12 protein-coding genes and 1 riboswitch are annotated in these 15879 nt (G+C 72.0%); of the genes, 7 read left to right on the forward strand and 5 right to left on the reverse strand.

The window, feature by feature from the left end; genetic code table 11:
* Positions 1-51 precede the first annotated feature (51 nt).
* Positions 52-1182, reverse strand: coding sequence for an ATP-binding protein (locus IO24_RS0107000; protein ID WP_031132995.1), 1131 nt, complete (start codon positions 1180-1182; stop codon positions 52-54).
* Between the two features lie 145 nt (positions 1183-1327).
* Here IO24_RS0107000 and IO24_RS0107005 point away from each other — a divergent pair, with 145 nt between their 5' ends.
* Both IO24_RS0107005 and IO24_RS0107010 read left to right on the forward strand, forming a co-directional pair.
* A complete protein-coding gene (locus IO24_RS0107005; RefSeq protein ID WP_031132996.1) occupies positions 1328-2683 on the forward strand; it encodes an SWIM zinc finger family protein in 1356 nt (451 codons plus the stop codon).
* 136 nt (positions 2684-2819) lie between these two features.
* Complete coding sequence (locus IO24_RS0107010; RefSeq protein WP_031132998.1) at positions 2820-4499, forward strand: DUF5691 domain-containing protein; 1680 nt, start codon at positions 2820-2822, stop codon at positions 4497-4499.
* 170 nt (positions 4500-4669) lie between these two features.
* On the opposite strand, the gene icmB is transcribed toward IO24_RS0107010, so the two are convergent.
* On the reverse strand, positions 4670-5086 hold the full coding sequence (gene icmB, locus IO24_RS0107015; RefSeq protein WP_031133000.1) for a coenzyme B12-dependent isobutyryl CoA mutase small subunit: 417 nt from the start codon (positions 5084-5086) through the stop codon (positions 4670-4672).
* Positions 5087-5610: 524 nt separating this feature from the next.
* Here icmB and IO24_RS0107020 point away from each other — a divergent pair.
* Positions 5611-6474: a lipase family alpha/beta hydrolase gene (locus IO24_RS0107020; protein WP_031133001.1), complete on the forward strand. Its 864-nt coding sequence runs from the start codon at positions 5611-5613 to the stop codon at positions 6472-6474.
* 219 nt (positions 6475-6693) lie between these two features.
* Positions 6694-8232: a M23 family metallopeptidase gene (locus IO24_RS0107025; RefSeq protein ID WP_078898869.1), complete on the forward strand. Its 1539-nt coding sequence runs from the start codon at positions 6694-6696 to the stop codon at positions 8230-8232.
* Positions 8233-8260: 28 nt separating this feature from the next.
* Here IO24_RS0107025 and IO24_RS0107030 read toward each other — a convergent pair whose 3' ends face one another.
* Positions 8261-8794 carry a GNAT family N-acetyltransferase gene (locus IO24_RS0107030; RefSeq protein ID WP_031133005.1) on the reverse strand — a complete coding sequence of 178 codons (534 nt, stop codon included), beginning with the start codon at positions 8792-8794 and terminating at the stop codon, positions 8261-8263.
* Positions 8795-8895: 101 nt separating this feature from the next.
* The gene (gene pcrA / locus IO24_RS0107035) at positions 8896-11373 is read right to left on the reverse strand and encodes a DNA helicase PcrA (protein ID WP_031133007.1); all 2478 of its coding nucleotides are present in this window, start codon (positions 11371-11373) and stop codon (positions 8896-8898) included.
* A gap of 314 nt (positions 11374-11687) precedes the next feature.
* Positions 11688-11860: riboswitch (cyclic di-AMP (ydaO/yuaA leader) on the forward strand.
* 8 nt (positions 11861-11868) lie between these two features.
* Here pcrA and IO24_RS0107040 point away from each other — a divergent pair.
* Positions 11869-13047, forward strand: coding sequence for a C40 family peptidase (locus IO24_RS0107040; RefSeq protein WP_031133009.1), 1179 nt, complete (start codon positions 11869-11871; stop codon positions 13045-13047).
* 78 nt (positions 13048-13125) lie between these two features.
* A complete protein-coding gene (locus IO24_RS0107045) occupies positions 13126-14067 on the forward strand; it encodes an SLAC1 family transporter (RefSeq protein ID WP_031133011.1) in 942 nt (313 codons plus the stop codon).
* On the opposite strand, the gene IO24_RS0107050 is transcribed toward IO24_RS0107045, so the two are convergent.
* Positions 14045-14398, reverse strand: a complete 354-nt coding sequence (locus IO24_RS0107050; protein ID WP_031133013.1) for a membrane protein — start codon at positions 14396-14398, stop codon at positions 14045-14047. The two genes, IO24_RS0107045 and IO24_RS0107050, sit on opposite strands and share 23 nt — an antisense overlap.
* A 421-nt stretch (positions 14399-14819) precedes the next feature.
* On the opposite strand from IO24_RS0107050, the gene IO24_RS0107055 reads away from it, so the two are divergent.
* A complete protein-coding gene (locus IO24_RS0107055; protein ID WP_031133015.1) occupies positions 14820-15878 on the forward strand; it encodes a C40 family peptidase in 1059 nt (352 codons plus the stop codon).
* The last annotated feature ends 1 nt before the right edge of the window (position 15879 follow it).

The raw sequence follows: 15879 nt of genomic DNA on the forward strand, positions 1-15879 counted from the left end.
AACCCGCCGGCGACCGCCGCCGCACCACCCGAGGCCGCCGCCCCGCGTCCCTCACCCGCTCACCTCGCGGCAGGCCCGGTAGAAGTCCTTCCAGCCGTCGCGCTCGCGGACGACCGTCTCCAGGTATTCCTGCCAGATGACCCGGTCCGCCGCCGGGTCGCGGACCACCGCGCCGAGGATGCCCGCCGCCACATCGCCCGGCCGCAGCACGCCGTCGCCGAAGTGGGCGGCCAGGGCGAGCCCGTTGGTGACGACGGAGATCGCCTCCGCCGTGGACAGCGTGCCGCTGGGCGACTTCAGCTTCGTCCGGGCGTCGGCGGTGACCCCGTCGCGCAGCTCACGGAAGACCGTGACGACCCGGCGGATCTCGTCGAGTCCCTCGGGCGCGGCCGGCAGGTCGAGGGAGCGGCCGAGCTGGTCGACCCGCCGCGAGACGATGTCGACCTCGGCCTCGGGGCTCTCCGGCAACGGCAGCACCACGGTGTTGAAGCGGCGGCGCAGGGCGCTGGACAGGTCGTTGACCCCGCGGTCGCGGTCGTTGGCCGTGGCGATCAGGTTGAAGCCGCGGACCGCCTGCACCTCCTGGCCCAGTTCCGGGATCGGCAGGGTCTTCTCCGACAGGATCGTGATGAGCGTGTCCTGCACATCGGCCGGGATCCGGGTCAGTTCCTCGACGCGGGCCGTCATGCCCTCGGCCATGGCCCGCATGACCGGGCTGGGCACGAGGGCGTCGCGGCTCGGGCCGTGGGCGAGCAGCTGCGCGTAGTTCCAGCCGTAGCGGATGGCCTCTTCCGGGGTGCCGGCGGTGCCCTGCACCAGCAGCGTGGAGTCGCCGCTGACCGCCGCGGCCAGGTGCTCGGACACCCACGTCTTCGCCGTGCCCGGGACGCCGAGCAGGAGCAGGGCGCGGTCGGTGGCGAGCGTGGTGACGGCGACCTCGACGATGCGGCGCGGGCCGACGTACTTGGGACTGATCACCGTGCCGTCCGGCAGGGTGCCGCCGAGCAGGTACGTCGCGACGGCCCAGGGCGACAGCTTCCAGCGGGCCGGGCGCGGCCGGTCGTCCTGCGCGGCCAGCACGGCGAGTTCATGAGCGAAGGCGTCCTCGGCGTGCGGTCGCAACGCCTCGCTCGCTTCCGTCTCCCCCGCTTCGACGGACGTCGGCTCCACGGACACGGTCATGGCAAAGTCCCCCTCCAGCTCAGCCGGTTCGGATCTGGCACCAACGTTGCACCACACCACTGACAATGCGTTCCGACCTGCGCAAACGCCCTGCCGGAGGCGCTCGCGGACCCGATTGTCAGTGGTGGGATCTACCTTCGGTGGCATGACTCAGCAGGGGGTGCGCTGGACCGCGGACCAGGTACTGGCACTGGCGCCTGACGCGGCATCACGCAAAGCGGGAAGCAAACTCGGCGCGGCGGGGCCGTGGTCCGAGGCGGGGTGTGCCGACGAGGGGACGGTGTGGGGGCTGTGCAAGGGCAGCGGAAGCAAGCCGTATCAGACGGTCGTGGACATCGCGGATGCCGCCGGGCCCGCGTACAAGTGCAGTTGCCCGAGCCGCAAGTTCCCGTGCAAGCACGCGCTGGGGCTGCTGCTGCTCTGGGCCGCCGACGACGCGGCGGTGCCGTCGGGGCAGGCGCCGGGGTGGGCCGCGCAGTGGACAGCGGGGCGGCGCAGGCGCACAGAGGAGAAGGAGGCCGGGGAGGGCGCCGGTGCGCCGTCCGGGTCCGCTGATCCGGAGGCGGCGCGACGCCGGGCGGAGCGCCGCGCCGAGCGGGTCACGGCGGGCGCGGTGGAGCTGGAGCAGCGCCTGGTCGATCTGCTGCGCGGCGGCCTGGCGACCGCGGAGCAGGCGGGGTACGGCCTGTGGGAGGAGACGGCGGCCAGGATGGTCGACGCACAGGCCCAGGGGCTGGCGGGCCGGGTGCGGGAGTTGGGGGCGGTCCCGTCCACAGGCCCGGGCTGGCCGGTGCGGCTGCTGGAGGAGTGCGCGCTGCTGCATCTCCTCGGCCGGGGCTGGCTGCGCCGCGAGCGGCTCCCGGACGGCCTCGCCGCCACGGTCCGCTCCCGCATGGGCCTCCCGGCCTCCGCGGACGGCCCGCCGCTGCGCGATCACTGGCTGGTCCTCGCCCAGTACGACACGACGGACCCGCGTCTGACGACCCGCCGGATCTGGTTGCACGGCGCCGCCTCGCACCGCACCGTGCTGCTCCTCTCCTACGGCGCCGCGGGCCGCGCCCCGGAGCTGGCGCTGCCGGTGGGCCTGAGCCTGGAGGCCGAGGTGTCCGCGTACCCCGGCGCCGGGCAGCCGCGAGTGGCCCTGGGCGAACAGTTCGCCCCGCCCACGCCCGCGGCGATACGCCCGCCGGGGATGACGACGTCTCGAGCCGCGGCCCGTTACGGCGACGCACTGCGCGAGGATCCGTGGCTGGAGTCCGTGCCGGTGACCCTGGACCGGGTCGTTCCCATCCCGGACGGCGACTCCTGGCTGCTGGCGGACGCCGACGAGGACGCGGCCTTGCCGCTCACGCCCGCCGCGCGTTCCCGGGCGGGCCTGTGGCAGCTCGTCGCCCTGTCGGGCGGGGCCCCGGTCAGGGTCTTCGGCGAATGCGGCCACCAGGGCTTCACCCCACTGACGGCCTGGCCCGAGGGCCCGGGCGACGCGGTCGCGCTGTGCTGAGCCGGCGACAGCGGTCCCGCCCACGGGAGTTCGCCCTGCCCCGCCCACCCCACAGGTCCACGAATCTTTCAGGCATCACGGGACAACCGGTAAGGGCGAGCCTTCAACAACCGGGCGCCCCGCGGAAAGGAAGCTCATGACCAGGACCTCCGCTTCTGTGGCCGCGCCCGGCGCGGACGCCTGGGAGGAGCTCGTCACCACCGCGCTGCTGGGCACCGACCGGCGCACCCCGCCCGTCACGGCGCCGGGCCGTGACGCCCCCGTGGCCCTGCTGGACGCGGCGGCCGTGGAGACCGTACGACGGCGGGCCGGTCTGCGCCCGGTGCGGGCGGCCGAGCGTCCGCAGCCGGCCCCCGGGGACGCGCGACCGGCGCTGCCGCCGGCGGCAGCCCGCAGGCTCGCCATGCTGCTCGCCGACCGCCCCGGCCCCTCCGGCGGCGGCCGGCGGGGCGCCGCGCCCGACCTGACGGAGCTGCTGCCGCAGTGGCTGGCGGCGGCGAACGCCCGTGGTTTTGCACCGCCTCCGCAGGTGCTTCCGGCGTTGCTGGACGCGGCCCGGGGGCGTACCGACCTGCGTCCGGCGGCGCTGGAGTTCGCGGGCCCGCGCGCCCTGTGGCTGGCCCGGCTGAACCCGGACTGGCGGTTCGCCCTGCGCGCGACCCCGGGCGGCGGAGCGGCCCTGCCGCACCTCGAGGACGACGACGGGATTCAGCAGCTGTGGCAGGAGGGCCTGTTCGCCGAACGCGTCGCCCTGCTGTCCGCCCTGCGCTCGCGCGAACCGGCTGCCGCACGCGACCTGCTCGCGACGACGTGGGCGACGGAACGGGCGGAGGACCGGCTGATGTTCCTCGACTCCCTGCGCGCGGGCCTGGGCCCGGACGACGAGCCGTTCCTGGAACAGGCCCTGGCCGACCGCAGCCGCAACGTCCGGGCGACGGCGGCGGAACTGCTGTCGGCCCTGCCCGGTTCGGCGCTCGCCGCGCGGATGGCGGTCAGGGCGGAGGCGTGTGTCGCCATCGACCACCTTCAGGGCGCGCAGTCGCCGGGGACGGGCATCGAGTACGGGCGAGCCGGGGGAACCACGAAGACCACCCCGACGATCGCCGTCGAGGCGCCGCACGAGTGCGATCCGGGCATGGAACGCGACGGCGTCGTGGCGAAGGCCCCGGCAGGGCGCGGTGAACGGTCCTGGTGGCTCGGTCAGCTGGTGGAGGCGGCGCCGCTCGGGACCTGGTCGCGGCGGCTCGGCGGGCGCACGCCCCGGGAGATCGTGGCGCTGCCGGTGGCGGACGGCTGGCAGGGTGAACTGCACGCGGCGTGGTGCCGGGCGGCGGTGCGCCAGCGGGACGCCGAGTGGTCACGCGCGCTGCTCGGCGATCCGTCGGCACCGGAGGCGGGCGGTCCGGGTGCGGTGTCCCTGGCCGAACGCGCCAAGCTGCTCGGCACACTGGGCGCCGCCGAACGGGCCGCGTGGGTGGCCGGCTTCATCGCCGCGCACGGCCTGTCCGAGGCCTTCCAGCTGCTCGGGGTGTGCGCGGTGCCGTGGACAGCGCCGCTCGGCGGGGCCGTGGTGGACGCGCTCAACATCGCTCGGGACGCGGGGAGTTATCCATGGAGTTTCAGCGGAGTCATGGGCCTGGCCGAGCGCTGCCTCGACCCGTCCGAGGCCTCCCGGCTCGACGCCCTGCTGGCCGTGCCGGACGAACCGGAGAACGCGTCCCCGGGAGCCGGCGGCTACTGGGCGGAGGCTTTCCAGCGCCTGGTCACGACCCTGCGTCTGCGCGCGGCGATGGCGGAGGAGCTGGGAGCGGCCTGACCCCTGTCCGCCCGTCCGGCGACGGGTGCCCTCCGGCAACCGGCTGCCGCCGGGCGTGCCGGCGGCCGGGACGGCCTCCGGGGGCAGCCGTCCCGCCGGAAGATCTCCACCGGCGCGAGAAGGCGCCGGTCCCGGCCGGACAAGGTGCCCCGGGCCGAGACGCCGGAGGGCTACGCCTCCGCGGGCTGGCGCGCGTTGGTCCGGACCCAGTCCACGATGGATGCCGTCGTCGCGCCCGGAGTGAAGATCTCCGCGACGCCCTTCTCCTTCAGCAGGGGGATGTCCGCCTCGGGGATGATCCCGCCGCCGAAGACCAGGATGTCCTCCGCGTCCCGTTCCTTGAGCAGGTCGATCACCGCCGAGAAGAGCGTGTTGTGCGCTCCGGAGAGGATGGACAGCCCGATCGCGTCGGCGTCCTCCTGGAGCGCCGTGTGGACGATCTGCTCGGGAGTCTGGTGAAGCCCGGTGTAGATGACCTCCATACCGGCGTCGCGCAGGGCCCGCGCGATCACCTTGGCCCCGCGATCGTGGCCGTCGAGCCCCGGCTTGGCCACCACCACGCGGATCGGACCGGCTGCCACACCCATCACTGCCTCCATGAAGCGACTACATCCATCCGTACCGACAAGTACCGCACACATCGGGCAAGCCGTACACGCCGCACCGCACGGACACCCCGCCCCGAACCGTCCGGGCAAGTGAACGAACGTTATCTCCAGCATCCCGCAACCGGCAGTTTCGGGGTGCATACCGAGGGGGAAATCACACGATGGGACAAGCGCAAGGGGAGCCGCACCGAGGTTGCCGTACCGCCGCGCCGTCCACCACACACTGCGGCGGTCGGACACCTCCGCGAAGGCACGCAGGGCAAGCACCGCACGCACGGCATGCAGGGCAGACACGGCGCACCATCGGGGAGCCTCGTCACCCCACCGATCGGGGACCTCCGTCGCACCACCGGCGTCACACACGCCACACGCCGCGCTCTGCCCCCGCAGCTCACGCGGCTCACGCCGCTTTCGCGGTCTCGGCCGGCCGTCTTCGCAGCTGCTTTCCACGAGGGCACACGGGGGGCGGAGCCGTCCTCCCGCGTGCCGACAGGAGGTCGGCCATGAAGGTCACCAGGGCTGCTCTGCCCTTTCTTCCGTTCTGCGAGCGGCTGCTGCCGGGCAGACTGGCCGGACTCTCCATGGCTCTGCTGAAGGCCACCGCCCTGGAGATCGCGATCCTGGCCGGGCATCTCCTCCTCTACCCGTCCGGCATCACCCAGGAGCGGCGCGCCCCCGTCCCGGCGCTGCCCGCGGACGGCACCGCCCAACTGCCCACGGAGGCCAAGCCGCCGGTCCTCCTGCTGCACGGGTTCATCGACAACCGCTCGGTCTTCGTCCTGCTGCGCCGCAGCCTCGCCCAGCACGGCAGGCAGCAGATCGAGTCCCTCAACTACTCGCCGCTGACCTGCGACATGCGCGCCGCCGCCGAGCTGCTCGGCCGGCGCGTCGAGGAGATCTGCGAGCGCACGGGGGCCGACCGGGTCGATGTCGTCGGGCACAGCCTCGGCGGCCTGATAGCGCGTTACTACGTGCAGCGGCTCGGCGGCGACACACGCGTACGGACCCTTGTCACGCTCGGCACGCCGCACTCCGGAACCCGAGTGATGCCCGTGGCGAACGCGCACCCCATCGTGCGCCAGATGCGCCCCGGCTCATCGGTGCTCGAGGAGCTCACTGCGCCCGCCCCTGACTGCCGTACGCACTTCGTCAGCTTCTGGAGCGATCTGGACCATGTGATGGACCCACCGGAGACGGCCTGCATCGACCATCCCGATCTGACGGCGCAGAACGTGCGCGTGACCGGCATCGGCCATCTCGCGCTGCCCGTGCACCCCGCCGTCGCGAACGGCATACGGCAGGTCCTCGACACGGCCCAGCCGGGTGAACCGTCCGTTGAACACACCAATGGTCTGACGGTCGCCTGAGACTCGTCATACAGCGATCACTCCACGCCGAAGTACCGATCAACTTCGAACAAACTTCGAACACAGGGCCAAACCCGTGCCCGCCGTCCGCCGAAACACGGCCGAATGCCCGTTTCCTGCGTGCGCGAAACCTGCGGAAGATTGTCGTGCCCGCGTACCGCCGGGTACAGTCGCCGCACTGCTCTGGCAGCCCCTGTTGTCGAGGCGAAAGAGAAGTTGGTGAACGACCGTCACCCGTCGGGGACCATGACCCCGGCTCCGGCTTCCGACGCCGCCTCCGCGCCCTGCGCGCCGTACGGCACCCAGGAAGCCCAGTACGGCGACTTCACCACGTACGGCGACTACGCCGCCACCGGATTCGACTCCACCGGTACACACGGCACCGGTTTCGATGCCACCGGGCACGCCACCGCGAGCTTCGCGACCGACCCCCTCTTCGGGGACATGCCGGGCAGCGGCCAGGACACGGGAACCTACGACACCGGCCACTGGCCCACCGGCACGCACGAGAACGTGCACTACGACGCGTACGCGGCCCAGCACCACGCCGCCTACGACACCGGCGTCTACGACACGACTTCCTGGACGGCCGAGCAGCAGCCGATGCCGGTCATCCCGTCCCAGGCCCCGTCTCCCGAGGCCACCGGCCAGTGGGAGGCCGGTTCCTGGCTCCAGCCCGACCAGTCCGGCAACCCCGCCGACCACACCCAGCAGTGGGAATGGGGCACGCAGACGTTCGACACGGGTGCCTACGACGCCACGCAGTGGAACTCCGACGGCACCGCCGCACCGGCTCCCGAGGCGTACGAGCACCCCGCCGAAACCATCGACCAGCACGAGACCGCGACGTTCGACCAGGTCACGTACCACGCATCCGACGGGGCCGGCTACCACGACCCCGCCGCGGACGGCGGGGAGCCGGCCGCCACCGGTGAACTGCCCGTCGTTGCCCCGCTCCTGGACGGTCAGGAGGACGTCGCTGCCGCACCGTCCTCCCGAGCGGCCTCACGCGCCGGGTCCCGTTCCCGCCGCCGTACGCCCCCCAAGCGCTCGGCACTGATGACCATCGCGGTGCCGTCGGCGTGCGTGATGGGTGTCGCCGGGATCGCCGCCGCCTCCGTCGGCAGTTTCGCCGAAGACAGTGCCGCGGAGGCGCAGACGACCGCGGCGGACGCGCAGCCGGTCAAGCCGGCCGCCGCCAACAACAGGCTGGACACACAGCTGCAGAGCCTCGCCGCCGGCGCCGACGACTTCGCCGACCGGGCCAGCCGTACGCAGGAGCGCATCGACCTCAAGGCCCAGCAGGCGGCCGAGAAGAAGCGCGCGGCGGAGGAGGCGGCCCGCAAGGAGCGGCTGCGCCCCAAGTTCGCCCTGCCGGTCGCGCGGCACGGACTCAGCGCCTACTACGGCCAGTCCGGCATCAACTGGATGTCCCTGCACACAGGCATCGACTTCCCCGTCTCGTACGGCACGACCGTGATGGCCGCGACCGACGGCACCGTGCGCACGCAGTGGAACAGCGCGTACGGCAACATGATGATCGTGACCGCGAAGGACGGCACGGAGACGTGGTACTGCCATCTCTCCACCTACACGGTCCCCTCCGGTACGACCGTGAAGGCCGGCGATCCCATCGCCCGCTCCGGCAACTCCGGCAACTCCACCGGCCCGCACCTGCACTTCGAGGTGCGCCCGGCCGGCGGATCGGCGATCGACCCGCTCCCGTGGCTGCGCAGCCACGGCGTCGACCCGGCGTAACGCCCATCGCTCCTGATGTGGGACGCGATTACTGTGACAACGGGCCCGAAGCCATAGGCACGGACCCGGCCGCCCAGGTGTACTCGAACTCGGGCAGTGCAAAGCCCTGCTCGAACAGGCAGACGCGCTCGTCGGTACGCAGAGCGCCGTGTCGCTCGTAGAAGGCAATGGCGTGTGTGTTGGCGCGCAGTACCTCCAGACAGACATCCCGCCCGGGATGCTCGGCGGCAGCCCACGCGAGAGCGTGCCGGAGCAGTCGGCCGCCGATGCCGGAACCCGTACGGCCTGGCCGGGCATGCAAGTTGTCGAGAAGGATGCGGCCGTCGGGGCGCGGAACGAGGTACGCGAAACCGTCCATCTCGCCTCCGCTCACGGCCACGAACAGTCCTGCAGCCGGCTGCGGCTCCAGAATTCGTCCGTGCCATAGCGCCAGCCGGTCCTCGAGCAGGGGGCCGCTCAAGAAACTACTCGGCATGATCCCCGCATACGCCGTACGCCAACTCTCCGCGTGAAGCGCCGCGATCTGTTCCACATCGCCCCGCGTACCCGTTCTGATCTCCATGTCGACGAGCGTCGCGTATGGCCTCGGGCGTTGTCACCTCCGTAAGCCTCAACCGGCGACCGGTCTTCCTTCCCGTGCCGTCCGGGGCTCACCTCACAGAACTACAGCTTCTCCACCGGCGCGTACCGCAGCAGCAGCCGCTTCGGCTTGGTCTCGCCGAAGTCGATCGTCGCCTCGGCGTTCCCGCCCGTCCCCTTGACCGCGACGACGGTCCCGAGCCCGAACTGGTCGTGCGTGACCCGGTCCCCGACGGCCAGGGACACCACCGGCTTCTCGGAGGAGCGGCGCGTGGCGAAACCGGAGGCTCCCGACGCCGACGAGCGTGAGCGGGACGAGGACAGCGAGGCCGCCACCGCCGAGACCGGCCCGGAGGACGCGGGCGAGGTCGCTCCCGTCCGCTTCCACTCCAGGTGGGTCGGCGGGATCTCCTCCAGGAACCGGGAGGGCGGGTTGTACGACGGCTGGCCCCAGGCGCTGCGCAGCGTGGACCGCGTCAGATACAGCCGCTCCCGTGCGCGCGTGATGCCGACGTAGGCCAGGCGCCGCTCCTCCTCCAGCTCCTTGGCCTGCCCGAGGGCGCGCATGTGCGGGAAGACGCCGTCCTCCATGCCGGTGAGGAAGACGACGGGGAACTCCAGGCCCTTGGCGGTGTGCAGGGTCATCAGCGTGATGACGCCGTCGCCGTCCTCCTCGTCGGGGATCTGGTCGGAGTCGGCGACCAGCGCGACCTGTTCGAGGAACTCGGACAGGGTGCTCTGCTCCCCCTCGCCGCGCTCCTGCTCGAACTCCATGGCGACGGCGGCGAGTTCCTGGAGGTTCTCGATCCGGGTCTCATCCTGCGGGTCGGTGGAGGCCTGCAGCTCGGCGAGGTACCCGGTGCGCTCCAGGACGGCCTCCAGCACCGTGGCCGGTCCGGCGCCGGACTCGACGATGGTGCGGAGGTCCTCCATCAGCGTGTTGAACCGCTTGACGGCGTTGGTGGAGCGCGCGGCCATGCCGTACGCCTCGTCGACGCGCTTGAGCGCCTGCGGGAAGCTGATCTTCTCCCGCTGGGACAGGGCGTCGATCATCGCCTCGGCGCGGTCGCCGATGCCCCGCTTGGGGACGTTGAGGATCCGGCGCAGCGGCACCGAGTCCTCCGGGTTGGCCAGCACGCGCAGGTAGGCCAGGACGTCCCGGACCTCCTTGCGCTCGTAGAAGCGGACACCGCCGACGACCTTGTAGGGCAGGCCGACGCGGATGAAGATTTCTTCGAAGACACGGGACTGGGCGTTGGTGCGGTAGAAGACGGCGACGTCGCCGGCCTTGGCCTCGCCCGCGTCCGTGAGGCGGTCTATCTCGTCGGCGACGAACTGCGCCTCGTCGTGCTCGGTGTCGGCGACGTAGCCGGTGATCGTGGCGCCCGCGCCCGCGTTGGTCCACAGGTTCTTGGGGCGGCGGGACTCGTTGCGCTCGATGACCGCGTTGGCCGCGCTGAGGATCGTCTGGGTGGAGCGGTAGTTCTGCTCGAGCAGGATCGTCGTCGCGTCCGGGTAGTCCTCCTCGAACTGGAGGATGTTGCGGATCGTCGCGCCACGGAAGGCGTAGATCGACTGGTCGGCGTCACCCACCACGCACAGCTCGGCGGGCGGGACCTCGGCCTCGGGCGGTACGTCGACGGGATGCTCGAAGGTGCCGACGAGTTCCCGCACGAGGGCGTACTGGGCGTGGTTGGTGTCCTGGTACTCGTCCACGAGGACGTGCCGGAAGCGGCGGCGGTAGTGCTCTGCGACGTCCGGGAAGGCGCGCAGGAGATTGACCGTCGTCATGATCAGGTCGTCGAAGTCGAGGGCGTTCGCCTCGCGCAGCCGTGACTGGTACATCGCGTAGGCCTGGGCGAGGGTCTTCTCGAAACCGTCGGCGGCCTGGGCGGCGAAGTCCTCCTCGTCGATCAGCTCGTTCTTCAGGTTGCTGATCTTGGCGCTGAAGGACTTCGGCGGGAAGCGCTTGGGGTCGAGGTCCAGGTCGCGGCAGACCAGGGCCATCAGGCGCTTGGAGTCGGCGGCGTCGTAGATCGAGAAGGAGGACGTGAAGCCGAGCTTCTTGCTCTCCCGGCGGAGGATGCGCACGCACGCACTGTGGAACGTCATGACCCACATGGCGTTGGCGCGCGGGCCCACGAGCTGCTCGACGCGCTCCTTCATCTCGCCGGCGGCCTTGTTGGTGAAGGTGATCGCGAGGATCTGGCCCGGGTGCACGTCCCGCTCGGCGAGGAGGTGGGCGATGCGGTGCGTGAGCACCCGGGTCTTGCCGGAGCCGGCGCCGGCCACGATGAGCAGCGGGGAGCCGGAGTGGACGACGGCGGCGCGCTGGTTGTCGTTCAGCCCCTGCAGGAGGGCGGCGGTGTCCACCACCGGGCGCGGGGCGCCGTCCCGGTAGTAGGCGTCCCGGTCCGGGGGCGCGTCGAACTTCCCGCCGAACAGATCGTCCGGAATCGGCTCCGGTACGTGCTCGTCCTCGGGTGGCGGCGGGGGCTCGTCCGCGGGGCCCCGCTGGGCCTGGAGGTTCGCCAGGAAGCTGTCGTCAAAGAGGCTGCTCATCGCTCTCCGAGTCTAGGGCGCCCCACTGACAGCCCGCCGCCGCCCTGAGAACATCGCCCCGCGCCAGGGATCACGCCGCCCGCCGGGCGGCGCATTGTCGCCGTCCATGACCACCTGATCACGCCCTGCTACAGCCCCCGCATTCATGCATCTTCCAGGACCAACCCCCCTCGATTGTTCACCCTCTGCAATGCTCATGAGCAAGGTCACGAAAATGTATCGGGCATATCACCCATCAACCTTCACAGAGGCCACACGAATTGGCTACGGTGCGACCAGGCCGCATGACCCCCACCGGCGAACGTCGCCGGGCCGCGCGGCCTCCGCCGAGTCCGGCGTGCCGCAGCGGCAGCCGGAGCCGGGGACCCAACCGTGAACCTGGGGTGAATCGGCCCGACTCCCTGCGCGGAGAAGGCCGTAGGGCAAACCTTCCGAACCACCCGCCCGAACCCGACAGCTAACCCGGTAGGCGGAACATGGAAGGAGTCGCCTCCCTTGGCGTCGCACCGCAAGTCGCGTCCTACGGGTACGCGCGTGGCAGGCATACGGACCCCCGCCCTCGCAACGGCGGCCCTCACGTCCGTGGCCCTGCTGTCCCAGTCGGCCAACGCCGCCCCCGAGGCCGACGACAAGCCCAGCCTGGAGGAAGTCGAGAAGAAGGTCGACGACCTGTACCGCCAGGCCGAGTCGGCGACCGACAAGTACAACGCGGCCAAGGAGAAGACCGCGAAGCAGCGCAAGCGCGCCGACGCCCTCCTCGACGACGTCGCCCAGCGCACCCAGAAGCTCAACGAGGCGCGCGAGCAGCTGGGTTCCTTCGCCTCCGCCCAGTACCGCACCGGCGTCGCCGCCCCGGACACGGCGACGTTCCTGCTCGCCGACACCCCGCAGGACTACTTCGACCAGACCCAGTTGATGGACCGGATGACGGGCCGTCAGAAGGTCGCGGTCGACGACTACGTCACGCAGCAGTCCGAGACGATGGAGAAGCGCCAGGAGGCCACCGAGAGCCTCGAGACGCTCACCGACTCGCAGGGCGACCTGAAGACGGCGAAGGCCACCGTCCAGCGCAAGCTCGCCGACGCGCGCGAGCTGATGTCGAAGCTGACCGCCGAGGAGAAGGCCCGGCTCGCGGCGATCGAGAAGGAGAAGCGGGAGGAGGCCGCCCGCAAGGCCGACGAGCTGGCCCGGCAGCAGGCCGCGCAGCAGCGGGCGCAGGACGAGGCCGCCCGGCAGCAGGACAGCGGATCATCGTCGTCGGGGTCGTCCGGCACCGGCTCGTCCTCCTCGACGCCCCCGGCCGACTCCTCGTACGCCACCAAGGCCGAGAAGGCGCTCGCCTTCGCCCGCGCCCAGATCGGCAAGCCGTACGTGTGGGGCGCCGTCGGCCCCGGCTCCTACGACTGCTCGGGCCTCACCCAGGCCGCCTGGAAGGCCGCGGGCGTCACCCTGCCGCGCACGACCTACGACCAGGTGAACGCGGGCACCACGGTCCCGCTCTCCCAGGCCCAGCCCGGTGACCTGGTCTTCTTCTACGACGATGTCACCCACGTCGGGGTCTACATCGGCAACGGCATGATGATCCACGCCCCGAAGCCCGGCACGTATGTGCGCGAGGAGTCGATCTACTACGACGGCGAGTCGGCGATCCACAGCGTGGTACGCCCGGCCTGAGCGGTCTCGTTGCGATTTTGAGGGGCACGCGCGCGTGCCCCTCTCGTAACGCGTGCGGCGCTCTCTAGCATCGGCGCTATGTCCGGTCCCTCTCCGTTTGCCGCCTGGTGGGCGACCTATGCGCTGGCGACCGGCATCGTGTCGGTCGGTCTCGACTCGGCGGGCCACGAGGTCCTCTCCCGCATCGCTCTCGTCCCGGCCTGCGCGGCCTGGCCGGCGGCGGCCGCGGGCCTCGCCCGGCGGGCGCCCGGCGGATGGCGGGCGGAGACGCCGGCCGCGCTCACCACCGTGGCGGCGGCCGCCGTCCTCGGCACCGGCTTCTCCGCGGCCGGCCGGCACTCCCTCGCCGGGGCGCTGCTGGCTCTCGCCCTGCTGCTCTGGGCGGTGCTGCTCACCGTGGAGGACAGGGGGCGGCGCGGAACGGTGTTCCTGCGCTGTGTGGCCACCCAGGGGCTCGCCGTGCTCGGCGCCACGCTCGCCGCGGCCGAGGCGGCGGCCTGGCTCGCCCACGCGGCCCTGGTGCTGTTCTGGCTGGGCCTCGCGCTCTACGGCTTCGCCCTGTTCCGCTTCCAGCCCCGGCAGGTGGAGGAGGGCCGCGGCGACCACTGGCTCGCGGCCGGCGCCCTCGCCGTCTCGTCACTGGCCGGGGCGAAACTCCTCAGCGCCGACAGCGCACGCCTGTATCTGTGGAACGAGGAGAACACCGGCGCCCTGCGCACGACCACCGTCACGCTGCTCGTGCTCGCGCTGATCGCCTGCGTCGCCCTGCTCCTCGCCGAGCTCTTCTGGCCCCGGCACCACTACGACGTGCGGCGCTGGGCGACCGTGTTCGCCGCGGCCGTGACGGCCGCGGCCGCCCTGGCGGTGGCCGACGCCCTGGACGCCCGCTGGCTCGACGTCGCCGGGCAGGCGCTGCTGTGGATCGCGGTGGCCGCCTGGCTCGGGTGCACCGCCTGGGCCCTCGCCTCGGCCCGGGCCGGCGCCGGGCGCCCCCGGGTCAGGTCCAGAGCACGGCGATGAAGATGTTCGCCGTGGTCAGCAGACCGACCAGGCCGAAGAGGCCCTTGTCCACCTTCTCGTCGTCCCGTTTCACATAGACCAGGCCGAGGATCACGATCAGCAGCGCCAGCTTCACCCCGATCTTGATGTTGTTCACCGACTGGTCGCCGGCCTGGTTGAGACCGATCAGGATCACGCCGGTGACCAGCATCGTGAGCGCGCCGTGCAGCATCGCGGGGGTGTAGCGGGCGGTACCCTCGCCCATCGCCTTCATCTGGGTGAGGAAGCCGCCCAGGAGCGCGGCGATGCCGATGATGTGAAGGCCGACGAAGAGGTGGATGAGTACGTCCATGAGGCCGGAGCCTAATCAGCGGCTCCGAGGCCACCCGACACCGGCCCGGTGATGCATATATGCGCCCCATAGCACCCGATCACGGTCACTCGCCCAGGGTTCGGCGCATCGGTCATCACGCTGAGTGAAGTCGACGGCGCCGGTGCGGGACCACGGTCGCATACGGTCACCGCCGGTCCTCTCCAGACACTTCCGCACACCTGCCACCGGCCCGCCACGGCGAGGTTTAGCGTCCTCCACCAGGTGCCCGGCTCCCCACCGCCGCCCGGGCCAGGGGCGGCAGTCGGACACCACCGCCGAAAAGTCCGGCGGCGATCCGCTCCCCCCGGTGCGGGCCGTCGCCGGACGCGCAGGCCGCCCGTCCGCTCCCCCGGCGGCCGCACGCACCGGTCGGCGGTCGAGGAAAGGACGTGGCCTCCAGGTGGCAGCGCACCGCAAGCCCCGACAGCGCTCGACGGGTGGCGGCAAGGCCCGTACGGCCGCCACGATCGCCCTCGCGGGCGCGGCGACGGCGACGGGCTTCGACGGAACCGGACACGCCGAACCACAGCTCACCCCCGGCCAGGTCAAGGCCAAGGTGGACAAGCTGTACCAGGAGGCTGAGGCCGCCACCGAGAAGTACAACGGCGCGAAGGAGAAGGCCGAAGCGGCCGGGCAGCGGCTGAAGGACCTCCAGGACCAGGCGGCACGCAAGGAAGAGCGGCTCAACTCCGCCCGTGACGCCCTGGGTTCGGTCGCCGCCGCCCAGTACCGCGCCGGCGGCCTCGACCCCGCGATGCAGCTCGCCCTGTCCGACGATCCCGACCGCTACCTGGAGAACGCCGAGTTCGTCGAGCGGGCCGGCAACCGGCAGAACGCCACCGTCGCGGGCGTACGCGAGCAGCTCCGGGAGATCGAGCAGCTGCGCGGGGCCGCCCACATCGAGCTGACCTCCCTGAAGTCACGCCGGACGGAGCTGAAGCAGCACAAGAAGACCATCACCGGCAAGCTGGGCTCCGCCCGGCAGCTGCTGTCCCGGCTGGACCCGCAGGAACGTTCCCGGCCCGGCGTGTCACCGGACCGCGCCACCCGCTCGACGGGCCCGCGGGACACCCTGACGGCCCCCGGCGCCGCCCCGTCCCAGGCGCCCAGCTCCCGTGCGTCCGCCGCCGTCGCCTACGCGTACCAGAAGCTCGGCAGTCCCTACGTCTGGGGCGCCACCGGCCCGAACGCCTTCGACTGCTCGGGCCTCGTCCAGGCCGCGTACCGCGCCGCCGGCGTCTCCCTGCCCCGCACGACGTACTCCCAGATCGCCGCGGGCCGCCGCGTCTCCCGCTCCGAACTCCTCCCCGGCGACCTGGTCTTCTTCTACGCCGGCATCAGCCATGTCGGCATCTACGTGGGCAACGGCCGGATGATCCACGCGCCGAACTCCTCGGCGCCGGTACGCGTCGCCCCGCTCGACGAGATGCCGTACGCGGGGGCGACGCGGGTGGTGTGAG

The organism is Streptomyces flavovariabilis (genome assembly GCF_000725785.1).
Taxonomy (GTDB): Bacteria; Actinomycetota; Actinomycetes; order Streptomycetales; family Streptomycetaceae; genus Streptomyces; species Streptomyces hawaiiensis.